Genomic DNA, 12,881 nt, shown 5'->3' on the forward strand with positions numbered 1-12,881 from the left:
GTTCCCATCAGCCATCGCATCAAGAAATGCGCCTGGAACGACGACTATCTCATCAATGCCATCACTCATATGCGATAGCCCTGCCTTGAGGGGGGAGATCACGCTGTCCCTACTGCGCCGACGGCTCCTCGGCGTCGCCCTCGTCGGCGAAGGGCGAGGCGCTCGGCACGCACTGCACCGACCAGCCGGCCGGCGTCGGTTGCTTCTGGTATTCGGTTATGGCGAAGGCGCACTGTTCGCGGGTGTCGAATGTGCTGGGCAGCACGACCATGCCGCCTTGCGGGCCGGCGATCACCAGATACCAGACTAACGCTACGCTCGGTGCCGCCATGAGTATTTCCTCGCTCTGCTTGTTTTGGGAGTCGCACGATCCTAGCAACTCCGGCCCGGCGGCGAAAGCTGGGCCAAAGCGCGGCGTTAAGCCACGGCATCACAGCCACGTGACGTCGGGTCGTTTTGGTTCAGTTCACCGCAAAACAATAGAACAGGCCGTCGCCGCCGGTGCCATTCAGCGCTTCCTGGCTGCAGCCACCGCGTGACGCATGCGAGGAATTCCACGATTTGGCGGCTGCCGAATCATCGAGGCCGGTACGATCGTGATGACCCATCATCGCCACACCTTCTGCTCCGCTCAGCGTCCAGTCGCCGCAGGTCTGGTCGGCTATTTTCGTGCCGTCCGGCTTGGAGCCGGTCAACACGTCGTGCCGGTTGGGCGTGTCGCCGCGGCCGTTGACCATTTGGCCCTTTTCGTCGAGTGCCGTCTGTTTGGTGATGGCGTTGGCATCGCTATGCAGGGAAGCGACATCATCGGCGATCTTGACGCCCTTGGCGTTGAACCACGGGCCTTTGCCGATACGGTCGCGTGCATCGGTATCGCTGGTCGAGAGATAGGCGCGCCATGTCTTGCCGGTAACGCCCGCGGCTTCGGCCAGTGAACTACAATGGACGTCGGCGCCGGCGAGACCGCCGAGATCGGCGCCTTTGCCGGAGCCGACGCTGGTGACGAAAAAGCTCATCGTTGCCTCCTGCGACGACGCGGCGCCGATCACTGCAAGCAGCGCGGCGGCAGTCAAGAGAAGCAGTCTCCGATATGGTCCTCCGTTTCTCGAATTGTGGCACCCGAACAACGTTGGTGCCGGTGCAATTCTTCCGGCAAAATGCGATGTGTGGCTACTCCGGCTGCCGGTAGGCGACAAAGCGATTGTGCTTGGCCTGGAAGATCAGCCCGGTCTCCTTGAGCGTAGGGCTGGCCAGCGGCACGATACGCTTGGCGATCTCCGAAGGGTGCGGCAGTGTTTCAGGATCCTCGCCGGGTACGGCCTGCGCCCGCATCGCGGTGCGCGTTGCCCCGGGATCGGCGGCATTGACCCTGAGCGGCAGGTTTTCGGTCTCATGCGCCCATGAACGCGTCATGGCCTCGACCGCCGCCTTCGACGCCGCATAAGGCGCCCAGAAGGCGCGTGCGGAGTGGGCAAGGCTGGAGCTCAGCACGATAGCACGGCCGGCATCGGAAAGCCTGAGCAGCGGGTCGACCGAGCGGATTAGCCGCCATGTTGCGGTGACGTTGATGGTCATCACCTTCTCGAAGGTCTTGGCCTCGACATGGCCGATCGGGGCGATGACGCCGAGCACAGCGGCGTTGGCGACCAGTATGTCGAGCTTGCCCCAGCGCTCGTGGATGGCGCCGCCCAGCCGGTCGATCCCCGCCATGTCGGCAAGATCGAGCGGTACCAGCGTCGCCTGTCCGCCACCTGCCTTGATCTGGTCGTCGAGTTCTTCCAACCCGCCGACGGTGCGAGCAACCGCAATCACATGCGCACCGGCCGCGGCAAGCTCCCTGGCGATGGAATAGCCGATGCCGCGCGAGGCGCCGGTGACGACCGCAACGCGGCCGGAGAGGTCAAGGGCAGAAATCATGAGGTCACTCTGAAGATCAAAGGTTACGGAGACCAGCTACTATCATAACCGGTCGGAAACCAGATTCCCCGACGCAGGTAATGGCCGATATTCGGCCTGACATGGTTCTGGTCCAGGGTGTCCAGATCGGGGATGATCTTGATCCTGTAGGCGGTTGGAAATTTTCCGCTGGCAAACAACCGTGTTTTGGCGAGATCTACCGCATCCGTTTCGTCTTCTGCGGTGATGCCGACGCCCATCGGAAAACCGTGGCGGCGTCCTGCTTCAAGATCCAGCCAGAACAGCTTCAGCATTGAAGCAGCGTCTGCTAAGACCCGCCCGCCGCCAGTAGCGACAGCGTGCGCACATTGTCGGAGCCTTCGAAGTCGGCAAGCCGGGTCGGATACTGGCCGGTGAAGCAGGCGTCGCAGAATTGCGGCTGCTCGTTGTCGCGGCCGGCCTCGCCGACGGCGCGGTAGAGCCCGTCGATCGACAGGAAGCCGAGCGAATCGACGCGGATGAACTCGGCCATCTCCTCCACCGACATGCGCGACGCCAGCAGCTTCGACTTTTCCGGTGTGTCGACGCCGTAAAAGCAGGAGGCGCGCGTCGGCGGCGAAGCGATGCGCATATGCACTTCCTTGGCGCCGGCATCGCGCACCATCTGGACGATCTTCTGGCTGGTGGTGCCGCGCACGATCGAATCGTCCACCAGCACCACGCGCTTACCTTCGATCATGCGGCGGTTGGCGTTGTGCTTGAGCTTGACACCCATGTGGCGGATCGAATCGCCGGGCTGGATGAAGGTGCGGCCAACATAGTGATTGCGGATGATGCCGAGCTCGAACGGAATGCCCGCGGCCTGCGAAAAGCCGATCGCCGCCGGCGTGCCCGAATCCGGCACCGGCACGACGATGTCGGCCTCGACCGGACTTTCCTGCGCCAGCTCGGCGCCGATGCGCTTGCGCACTTCATAGACGTTGCGGCCTTCGACCGACGAATCCGGCCGCGCGAAATAGACATATTCGAAGATGCAGAAGCGGGTCTTCTGCGGCTCGAACGGGAACAGGCTTTCGATGCCCTTGCTGGTGACGACGACCATTTCGCCGGGCTTCAGGTCGCGCACGAAACGCGCACCGATAATATCGAGCGCGCAGGTCTCGGAGGCGAGAATCCAGGCGCCGTCGAGATCGCCGAGCACCAGCGGGCGGATGCCGAGCGGGTCGCGGCACCCGATCATCTTCTTGGACGTCATCGCCACCAGCGAGAAGGCGCCTTCGACTTGGCGCACCGCATCGATGAAGCGCGAATTCAGGTCGCGCTCCTTGCTGGTGGCAACCAGGTGCAGGAGCGTTTCGGTATCGGAGGTGGAAGAGAAGATGGCGCCTTGCTTCTGCAGGGCGCGCTGAACGGTCATGGCGTTGGTGAGATTGCCGTTATGGGCGACGGCAAAGCCGCCATCGGCAAGTTCGGCGAAGAAAGGCTGGATATTGCGCAGACCGGCGCCGCCGGTGGTAGCATAGCGTGTGTGGCCGATGGCACGGTTGCCTTGCAGGCTGTCGATGACACGCTGCTTAGTAAAGGTGTCGCCGATCAGGCCGACATGGCGTTCGACATGGAATTGGGTGCCGTCATAGGAAACGATGCCGGCCGCTTCCTGGCCTCGATGCTGCAACGCATGCAGACCGAGCGTTACGATGGCTGCGGCGTCCTGCCGGCCGAAAATGCCGAACACGCCGCACTCGTCGTGGAAATGGTCGTCGGCTTCGGCGGAAAGCACGTCGTCTGCGTCTGCCACTGAGGCTGCCATTGGGGCTCAAGCTCCGCTAAAGTCGCCATATAAGGTCATAGCGCATCGAAAGCAACGCACGTCGTGCGGCGTTCACATGATCGACAGTCTTGAGCCTCGCAAGTCTGTCGAAATCAGTTTGCCGGCGCCGGGTTTGCAGGTGCCGGCGTCGCGGGCGCATTGTCGGCCGGCGGCGCATCGCTGTCGTCGGGTGCCGGAGCAGTGGCGTCGTCGCCGGCGGCAGGGGCTTCCGCTGCAGGCGCGTCGGGGGCCAGAGGCGTCTCGGTGGCCGGCTGATTCGGATTGAGCTTGTTGAGGATGGCGTTTTCCGGATCCTCGGGCAGCAGGCTTTCGAGCTTGGCGCCGATCGATTCGAGCAACGGCTTTGACTTGGCATTGGCAATCCAGCCTGGAGCCTTGGCGCCGGCCAGCCAATTGAAGAAAAGCAGCGCGACAGCGACGACCAGGATGCCGCGCGCCGCGCCATAGAGGAAGCCAAGTGTACGATCGAGCGCGCCGATCCTGGAATCAATGATCCAGTCGGCGAGCTTCATGGTGATGACCGAAACGACGATCAGCGCGACAATGAAGACGATACCGGCGGCCGCCGCCATGGCGGCCTTTTCGTTGTCGACATAGGGCTGAATGTAAGGCAGCACCGGCTTGTAGAAGAAGAAGGCGGCGGCCGCGGCGGCTGCCCAGGAGATGATCGACAGGATCTCGCGCGAAAAGCCGCGAACCATAGCGAGCATCGCCGAGACCAGGGTGAAGCCGACGAGAATTCCGTCAAGCAGCGTAATCGGCATGTTTTTCGCCCCACTCCGATCTCTTTTTCACGGCCCGACGAGCCGCATCACTCTTGCTCGTCGGCGCGGCTGCGCCGAGAGCCGGCTATGCGCGCCACGAGATCGGCAAGCTCGGTGGGCTGGAAAGCGCCGGCTCCGATCCCCCCGACCCCATTGCCGCCAACAAGTTCCTCGCTGCCCAAGGGCAGAACCGCGCGTCCGAAACCCAGCTTTTCGGCTTCCTTGAGGCGCTGCTGCGCATGCGCAACCGGCCTCACCGCACCCGAAAGGCTGATTTCGCCGAAATAGACGCAATCGGCGGGAAGGGCAAGACCGGTGAGCGAGGAAACCAGTGCCGCCGCCACTGCCAGGTCGGCCGCCGGCTCCGAAATGCGGTAGCCGCCGGCAACGTTGAGATAGACGTCGTGCGTGCCGAAGCGGACGCCGCAATGGGCTTCCAGAACCGCCAGGATCATCGACAGCCGGGCACCGTCCCAGCCGACGACGGCGCGGCGCGGTGTGCCCAGCGTCGATGGCGCCACCAGCGCCTGGATCTCGACCAGCACCGGCCGTGTGCCTTCCATGCCGGCGAAAACCGCGGCACCCGGCGACTTCGCATGGCGCTCACCGAGGAAAAGCTCGGACGGGTTGGCGACTTCCCGCAAGCCCTTGTCCGACATTTCGAAGACGCCGATCTCATCGGTTGGCCCGAAGCGATTCTTGACCGTGCGCAGGATGCGGTAGTGGTGGCCGCCTTCGCCCTCGAAATAGAGCACCGCGTCGACCATGTGCTCGACGACGCGCGGTCCGGCGATCTGGCCCTCCTTGGTGACGTGGCCGACCAGAACGATCGCCGCCCCTGTGGATTTTGCGTAGCGGATCATCGCCTGGGCGGCGGCACGCACCTGGGTCACCGTGCCGGGCGCCGAATCGGCCATATCGGTCCACAGCGTCTGGATCGAATCGAGAATGACCAGATCCGGCCGCTTGCCATCGGCGATGGTGGCGAGGATGTCCTCGACATTGGTTTCGGCGGCGAGCTCGACCGGGGTGTCGGCGACGCCGAGCCGCTGGGCGCGCAGCCTGATCTGCGCGACCGCCTCTTCGCCCGAGACATAGACGATGCGGTGGCCCTTTGCCGCCAGCGCGGCCGCGGCCTGGGTGAGCAGCGTCGACTTGCCGATGCCGGGATCGCCGCCGACCAGCAGCGCCGAGCCGCGCACGAAGCCGCCGCCGGTGGCGCGGTCGAGTTCGCCGATGCCGGAGACGATGCGCGGCGCGTCCTCGATGTCGCCGGAGAGGCTGGTCAGCACCACCGCGCGGCCCTTGCGTGCATTGCGCGTATTGGCCGGGCCGGAACCTATGCCGCCTGACGTGCCTTCCTCGACCAGCGTGTTCCACTCGCCGCAGGCATCGCATTTGCCGGCCCAGCGCTGATGCACCGAACCGCAATTCTGGCAGATGAACTGGATACGGGATTTGGCCATCAGTTTATTGGTTCCAAGAGGTATTTGGAACGATCCCAGTAAATCGGCAAAGCATTTTCGACTGTATCGAAATGAGTGCGGCGCTGGCCGTTGCTCTGAGCCCAATTGTCGTATGCCGACCAACATGCATAGATGAACAAATTTACCGCCAAATCATTGTCTCGCCTGACTGCTTCATGCAGCGTTTCGAACAATCGCCTGAGCGCTAACGAGAGGCGGCGGTCCTGAAGCCGATGCATGAGAAGGAATGCACACCCGATCGCAGCGACAGACGTACTCTGCCGAGAGTCCCCTGACCAAAGTGCCAAAAGGCCCAGAAGATTATCGATGTCGCGAGTCGTTCCCAGCTTCCAAATCCGATAGAGGCCGGTCACTGCCGCGCTTCGCGAATAGTCTTCGACATGCTTGGCAAGGAATTTCCTCACCAATTCAACGTTCTCGGGCGTCGGTTCGCTTGAGTAGCAGAACACCAGCAAACCGGCGTGCGATTCCGTGCGAGAAATTGACCCGGCAGATCTCAAATATTCAGTGAGTTGCGCGCGTTCATCCTCGGAGATGTCATACTCTTCGAATTTTATCCTTTGGTAGATATCGCTAAAGTCCAATCGGCTGCTCCGCGACAATGCCTACTCGAACCGATCCGGCAAATGATGCTCTTCCGCAAGGTCCGAGAAGCGGGTGAATTCGCCCTGGAAGGCGAGGCTGACCGATCCCGTTGGGCCGTGGCGCTGTTTGGCGACGATGACCTCGGCCTTACCGCGCATCTCGTTCATCTCGTGTTCCCATTTGATGTATTCGTCGGTGCCCGGCTTCGGCTCGCGGTTCTTCAGATAATATTCCTCGCGGTAGACGAACAGCACCACGTCGGCGTCCTGCTCGATGGAGCCCGATTCGCGCAGATCCGAAAGCTGCGGGCGCTTGTCGTCGCGGCTCTCGACCTGGCGCGACAGCTGCGACAGCGCGATGATCGGCACCGCCAGCTCCTTGGCTAGTGCCTTGAGGCCGGTGGTGATCTCGGTGATTTCCTGGACGCGGTTTTGCGAGGATTTCGCGCTCGATCCCTGCATCAGCTGGATATAGTCGATAACGATGACGTCGAGGCCGCGCTGGCGCTTCAGGCGACGCGCGCGGGCCGACAGCTGAGCGATGGAAATGCCGCCGGTCTGGTCGATGAACAGCGGGATTTTCTGCATTGTCTGCGAGCAGGCGACCAGCTTTTCGAAATCCATCTCGCTGATCTCGCCGCGCCGGATTTTCGACGACGGGATTTCCGTCTGTTCGGAAATAATGCGGGTGGCCAGCTGTTCGGATGACATTTCGAGCGAAAAGAAGCCGACGACGCCGCCATTGGCCGCCTTGAACGAGCCGTCCGCCTGCTGCGCCGGGACATAGGCCTCGGCGATGTTGAAGGCGATATTGGTGGCGAGCGAGGTCTTGCCCATGCCGGGACGGCCGGCAATGATGATCAGGTCGGACGACTGCAGGCCGCCCATGCGGCGGTCGAGATCGCGCAAGCCGGTAGCAACGCCCGACAAATGCCCGTCGCGCATATAAGCCGCATTGGCCATGTCGACGGCGGTCTTGACGGCATCGGTGAAGCTCTCGAAGCCGCCATCGTAGCGGCCGGTTTCGGCCAATTCGAACAGGCGCCGCTCGGCATCCTCGATCTGGTCGGAGGGCGACATGTCGACCGGCGCGTCATAGGCGATGTTGACCATGTCCTCGCCGACAGTGATTAGCGCGCGCCGCGTCGCCAGATCGTAGATGGCGCGGCCATAGTCGGTGGCGTTGACGACGGTGACGGCCTCGACCGCCAACCGCACGACATATTGCGCCACCGTCATGTCGCCGACCTTCTCGTCGGCCGGCAGGAAGGTCTTCAGCGTGATTGGCGTCGCGATCTTGCCCATGCGGATGAGCTCGGCCGCGACCTCGAAGATCTTTCTATGCAGCGGCTCGTAGAAATGGCCGGGCTTCAGGAAGTCGGAGACGCGGTAGAAGGCATCGTTGTTGACCAGTATGGCGCCGAGCAGCGCCTGCTCGGCCTCGATATTGTTCGGCGCCTCGCGATAGAGCGGTGTTTCCGCCACGCCGAATTTTCGTGCTGCCTCTGCCATGATGTCCCCGGTCCTGATCCCCGTCTCTCGATATCAGAACGAGACAAGTCGGTGATGACTTATCTGCATCAGTCCCCAACCAACCAACTTTGATGCCCGCGATTCACAGCCAGGATCTTTCGGTGGAAAGAATCTCGATTGACTCGAATCAAGATGGCGAGCCTAGCCGTTCTCAGGCGAGAACAAAACAGGAAAATAGCTGCCGGTCATTCCGGCAAGGCATCACCCCAATCCAGTCGCCGCGCGGCCTTGAACGTCTCGCCGTCGCGCTTGGTGAACAGTCGCTCGGCAGCACCCCCATCCTGTTCGCAAAGCTTCAGCAAGACCTTGCCGGAGCCCGACTTCGGTGGTGCGATCACTCGCGCCCGAGGCGGAGCGGCCGGATGGCGGGAGGCCGCGACAAAGATGAATTTCTCGTCCTCCCACGGCACCTCGGCATCCTTGGCCAGACGGTGTAGGCGCGAGCGGGCGACGCGGCGGGCGAAATGGCACCAGTCGGGGGCGACGAGCGGACAGGGCGCCTCATGCGGGCAGGGCGCAAGCACGTGCGCGCCCGCCTCGATCAGCTGCCGCCGCACGGCAAGAATACGCTGCCAGCCGGCCGGCGTGCCCGGCTCGACCACCAGCAGCGTGTCTGCGGTCAGCTGCCAGAGCCGGTCGACGAGTTTTGCCAGCGATGCCGGCGCGATCTCATCCAGCACATAGGCTGAAGTCACCAGCTCGGCCGGCTCCAGCTCGGCCAGGTCGATAGTGACATCGCCGGTCCGCCAGGCGGTCCTGGCAGTGACCGCCTCGGCGGCAAGCGCTTCGCCGACGCGTCGCACCGCGGCACCGGCCTCGAGCAGCACCGCCTGTTCGAGATCGGGCCAGAGATCGATTGTGGCCCAAAGCACCGTACCAGGGCCGGCGCCGACATCGAGCAGGGTTTTTGGGAAAAAATCCGGCCGTGCCTCGCTGACCGCATCGAGGCTGGCGCGAACGGCCGCATAGGTCGCCGGTAGCCGCGTAGCCAGATAGGCCTTCACCGCCATGTCTTCGGCCATGTGCAGGCGGCCGTCGCGTAACTCGGCGCGGTAGCGGTCCGACAGCGTCTTTGCCGCTTGCTTAAGCATCGGCAACGGCACCTGTTCGAGAAGGCGGTCGACGCCTTGTCTAAGCGGGACGGGCAGTTCCATCGCTTACGCCGCCCGAGGTGCGAGCACGATGACCGAGGCGCCAACGATGCAGATCGCGGCACCGGCAAGGTCCCAGCGGTCTGGGCGCACGCTTTCCGCCAGCCACAGCCAGACCAGCGAGGCGGCAATGTAGATGCCGCCATAGGCGGCATAGGCACGACCGGCCGCACTGGCGTCGACCAGCGCCAGCAGCCACGCAAATAGCACCAGCGAGGCGAGACCGGGCGCCAACCACAGCGGCGACTTGTCCAGCCGCCACCACGCCCAGAACGAAAAGCAGCCGGCGATCTCGGCAAGTGCGGCGGCGACGTAGAGGAGGTAGGTCATGAAAAAGGTCCCGCGTTGACGAGACCTTTTTCAGCGTGCCGGCCGGCAATGGCAAGCGGCAATGGCGTGATGCGGCAGTCTACTCCGGATCCGCCACCTTGCGGCGGCGAGTGGGCTTGGCCACCGGAGCTTTTTCGCGACGTCCAAGATCGCGCATCTCCAGCGCCTTCTCGCAACTGGCCATGTAGTCGCGCGTCATCGGCAGCGTGTCGTTCTTCTTGGCAATCTGGATCTGGAAGATCACCAGATCCTGCCAGCGGAAGGCAGCTTCCGAGGCGGCAAGATAGAACTCCCACATGCGGCAGAAGCGCTCGTCATAAATCGCCTTGGCCTTGTCGCGGTTGGCGGCGAAGCGCTCGCCCCAATGCTTCAGCGTCTCCGCATAATGCAGCCGCAGAACCTCGATATCGGTGACGACGAGCCCCGATTTTTCGATGGCCGGCATCACTTCGGATAGCGACGGGATGTAGCCGCCCGGGAAGATGTACTTGCGGATGAAGGCGCTGGTTGCCCACGGCACGCCGGAGCGGCCGATCGTGTGCAGCAGCATGACGCCGTCCGGCTTCAGCAGCGTCGCCGACTTGTCGAAGAAGGTGCGGAAATGATTGACCCCGACATGCTCGAACATGCCGACGGAGACGATGCGGTCGAAACGCTCATTGAGCTCGCGATAGTCCTTGATGTCGAAATGCACCCGGTTTTGCAGGCCTTGCGCATGGGCGCGGTCGGTGGCGACGCCGTGCTGCTCGGTCGACAGCGTCACGCCTTGCACGTCGACGTCGAACGCCTTGGCTAGATAGAGCCCAAGCCCACCCCAGCCGGAGCCGATATCAAGAACCGTCTGGCCGGCCTTCAGCCTGAGCTTGGCGGCAATGTGGCGCTTCTTGGCTGATTGTGCCTCGTCGAGCGTCATATCCGGCTGCTCGAAATAGGCGCAGGAATACTGCATGTCCTCATCGAGGAAGAGGCGGTAGAGGTCGCCCGACAGATCGTAATGGCGCTGCACGTTGCGGCGCGCCCGCGACGCCGTGTTGATCTGCTGCAGGCGCCGGAAGGCGTGGCGCAGACCTTCGATCGCCTTCGACCAGGTGGCATCGATACCGCCGCTGCCCATGTTCTGGAAGGCAATTCGCATCACCCCCAGCACGCCGCCCTCGAGAATGTCGAGTTCACCGTCCATGTAGGCTTCCGGCACCGCCAGCATCGGATCGAAGGTTATTGCGCGCTCGGCATGCCTTGTCTTGATGTGCATGTGCACCGGCTCGCCGCTGCCGTCACCGAAAGTCACCATCGAGCCTTGCGGCCCTGTCACCTTGAGATTGCCTATGCGGACCAGGCGGTCGAGAACGCGTTTCAGCAGAATATTCATGACCAATTGTCCCCTCTCGGCCAGACATGCTGTCCTATTCTGCATCAAGATATAGGGGTTCGAAAAGTTCCATTTGGCATAAAAATGCCCGGGTACGAGGCCCGGGCATTGGTCCAGAATAGCGATTAGCCGGCGAATGCCGACGAATGACGATCAGCTGTTGTCTTCGCCGCCTTCGAACTCCGCATTCGGATCGAAGAAGTTTTCCGGCCGCGCATTATCGTTGATGTCCTCGCCGTAGATGGCTTCGGCGGTGGTCAGTGTTTCGCCCTTGGCCTGGCGCTCGGCTTCGTCGGCCGTGCGGGCAATGTTGAGCGTGATGGTAACCTCGACTTCCGGGTGCAGTGCGATCGCCACATTGGTGACGCCGATGGTCTTGATTGGCTGGTTGAGCAGGATCTGGTTGCGGTTGACCGAAAAACCTTCCGCCGTCACCAGCTCGGCGATGTCGCGCGTCGAGACCGAACCATAAAGCTGACCGGTTTCGCCGGCCGAGCGCACGGCGATGAAGCTCTTGCCGTCGAGCTTTTCTGCAATCTGCGCGGCTTCGGACTTGCGCTCCAGGTTGCGGGCTTCGAGCTGGGCCCGCTGTCCCTCGAACTTCTTCTTGTTAGCTTCGTTGGCGCGCAGCGCCTTGCCTTGCGGCAGCAGGAAATTGCGGGCGAACCCGTCCTTGACCTTGACGGTATCGCCCATCTGGCCGAGGCGGGAAACGCGTTCGAGAAGAATGACTTCCATGGTTTTGTTCCTTCGCTTGGGCGCTATCCTCAGGATCGGCGCCGAGTTGTCTGGAACAGGTCAGGAAGCTGGGGCGTCGCCGCCTGTGTCGCTGTCCTGCCTGTCGCGGCAGTTAGGATCTCTTGTCGAAATCCAACCCGGGATTTTGATGGCAAACCCTGCGGCGCCCGTCGCCGTGGGAAAAGCGGGCGGCGAACCGCCCGCGTAGATTTTAGCGGACCACGTAGGGCAGCAGGCCGAGGAAGCGGGCGCGCTTGATCGCCTTGGCGAGTTCGCGCTGCTTCTTCTGGCTGACGGCGGTGATACGCGATGGCACGATCTTGCCGCGCTCGGAGATGTAGCGCTGCAGAAGCCGCACGTCCTTGTAGTCGATCTTCGGCGCGTTGGCGCCGGAGAACGGGCAAGTCTTGCGGCGACGGTGGAAGGGGCGCCGGGTTGGGATCTGGTTGATGTCGACCATTATTCTGCGGCTCCTTCAAAGCCTTCGCGCGGACGGCGCGGGCCACGATCGGCACCGCCATCGCCGAAGCTGCGCGGCGGACGATCACCACGGTCACCGCGATCGCGGTCGCCGAATGAGCGCGGGCCACGATCGCCACGGTCGCGGTCGCCGAAGCCGCCGCGTTCCGAGCGCTCTTCGCGCTTCTGCATCATTGCCGACGGACCTTCCTCATGCGCATCGACCTTGATGGTCAGGAAACGCAGCACGTCCTCGGACAGGCCCATCTGGCGCTCCATTTCATTGAGCGCGGCCGGCGGGCAGGTGATGTCCATGAGTGTATAATATGCCTTCCGGTTCTTGTTGACCCGGTAGGTGAGGGACTTCAGCCCCCAGTTCTCGACCCGGCCGACGGACCCGCCATTCGCGGTGATGACGCCCTTGTACTGTTCGACAAGCGCATCGACCTGCTGCTGCGAGAGGTCCTGCCGGGCAAGAAACACATGTTCGTATAGAGCCATAGTGTTCGTGCCTTTCTTCGTTTCTCTCCCGGTTCCCGGCGGCAAAAGCCTCTGCAACTTCTCTGACCCGCAATCCTTGCAAAGGCGGGGAAGAAAGGAGCATGACGAGACGGTCGAGAGCGGAGACACGGGAGGCGGAAGCGCTTCTGGCTTCACACGAAGGTTTCGAAAAACCTCCGGCCCTCCGTTCAGCCCCCAGCAAGGACCGGCAGATTGCGGGCGTCTATACAGGAATTTG

15 protein-coding genes are annotated in these 12,881 nt (G+C 62.8%); all 15 read right to left on the reverse strand.

The window, feature by feature from the left end:
* Window positions 1–109: 109 nt before the first annotated feature.
* Window positions 110–331: a hypothetical protein gene (locus tag NKJ55_RS31030; protein WP_254820234.1), complete on the reverse strand. Its 222-nt coding sequence runs from the start codon at window positions 329–331 to the stop codon at window positions 110–112.
* A 130-nt stretch (window positions 332–461) separates the two neighbouring features.
* Window positions 462–1,082, reverse strand: a complete 621-nt coding sequence (locus NKJ55_RS31035) for a hypothetical protein (protein WP_352453237.1) — start codon at window positions 1,080–1,082, stop codon at window positions 462–464.
* 88 nt (window positions 1,083–1,170) lie between these two features.
* Window positions 1,171–1,917, reverse strand: a complete 747-nt coding sequence (locus NKJ55_RS31040) for an SDR family NAD(P)-dependent oxidoreductase (RefSeq protein ID WP_352453214.1) — start codon at window positions 1,915–1,917, stop codon at window positions 1,171–1,173.
* A gap of 23 nt (window positions 1,918–1,940) precedes the next feature.
* A complete protein-coding gene (locus tag NKJ55_RS31045) occupies window positions 1,941–2,210 on the reverse strand; it encodes a hypothetical protein (RefSeq protein ID WP_352453215.1) in 270 nt (89 codons plus the stop codon).
* A 14-nt stretch (window positions 2,211–2,224) separates the two neighbouring features.
* The gene (gene purF, locus NKJ55_RS31050; protein WP_023677717.1) at window positions 2,225–3,694 is read right to left on the reverse strand and encodes an amidophosphoribosyltransferase; all 1,470 of its coding nucleotides are present in this window, start codon (window positions 3,692–3,694) and stop codon (window positions 2,225–2,227) included.
* Between the two features lie 125 nt (window positions 3,695–3,819).
* Window positions 3,820–4,491 (reverse strand): CvpA family protein, encoded by a 672-nt coding sequence (locus NKJ55_RS31055; protein ID WP_023677716.1) that lies wholly within the window; start codon window positions 4,489–4,491, stop codon window positions 3,820–3,822.
* Window positions 4,492–4,538: 47 nt separating this feature from the next.
* Complete coding sequence (gene radA, locus NKJ55_RS31060; RefSeq protein ID WP_352453216.1) at window positions 4,539–5,957, reverse strand: DNA repair protein RadA; 1,419 nt, start codon at window positions 5,955–5,957, stop codon at window positions 4,539–4,541.
* Window positions 5,957–6,562, reverse strand: coding sequence for a hypothetical protein (locus NKJ55_RS31065; protein ID WP_352453217.1), 606 nt, complete (start codon window positions 6,560–6,562; stop codon window positions 5,957–5,959). Before NKJ55_RS31065 ends, radA begins: the two co-directional genes overlap by 1 nt.
* 21 nt (window positions 6,563–6,583) lie before the next feature.
* On the reverse strand, window positions 6,584–8,074 hold the full coding sequence (locus NKJ55_RS31070; protein ID WP_023677714.1) for a replicative DNA helicase: 1,491 nt from the start codon (window positions 8,072–8,074) through the stop codon (window positions 6,584–6,586).
* Window positions 8,075–8,280: 206 nt separating this feature from the next.
* Window positions 8,281–9,249, reverse strand: a complete 969-nt coding sequence (locus NKJ55_RS31075; protein ID WP_352453218.1) for a small ribosomal subunit Rsm22 family protein — start codon at window positions 9,247–9,249, stop codon at window positions 8,281–8,283.
* 3 nt (window positions 9,250–9,252) lie between these two features.
* Complete coding sequence (locus NKJ55_RS31080; protein ID WP_352453219.1) at window positions 9,253–9,576, reverse strand: YnfA family protein; 324 nt, start codon at window positions 9,574–9,576, stop codon at window positions 9,253–9,255.
* Between the two features lie 79 nt (window positions 9,577–9,655).
* Window positions 9,656–10,945, reverse strand: a complete 1,290-nt coding sequence (locus NKJ55_RS31085; RefSeq protein WP_352453220.1) for a cyclopropane fatty acid synthase — start codon at window positions 10,943–10,945, stop codon at window positions 9,656–9,658.
* Window positions 10,946–11,098: 153 nt separating this feature from the next.
* Complete coding sequence (gene rplI / locus NKJ55_RS31090; protein WP_023677710.1) at window positions 11,099–11,683, reverse strand: 50S ribosomal protein L9; 585 nt, start codon at window positions 11,681–11,683, stop codon at window positions 11,099–11,101.
* 211 nt (window positions 11,684–11,894) lie between these two features.
* Complete coding sequence (gene rpsR, locus NKJ55_RS31095) at window positions 11,895–12,143, reverse strand: 30S ribosomal protein S18 (protein WP_006203718.1); 249 nt, start codon at window positions 12,141–12,143, stop codon at window positions 11,895–11,897.
* Entirely contained in the window at window positions 12,143–12,643 is a 501-nt protein-coding gene (gene rpsF / locus NKJ55_RS31100; RefSeq protein ID WP_292663863.1) for a 30S ribosomal protein S6, read from the reverse strand. Before rpsF ends, rpsR begins: the two co-directional genes overlap by 1 nt.
* Between the last annotated feature and the right edge of the window lie 238 nt (window positions 12,644–12,881).

The sequence above is a fragment of the Mesorhizobium sp. M0106 genome (assembly GCF_040322715.1).
Lineage (GTDB): Bacteria > Pseudomonadota > Alphaproteobacteria > Rhizobiales > Rhizobiaceae > Mesorhizobium.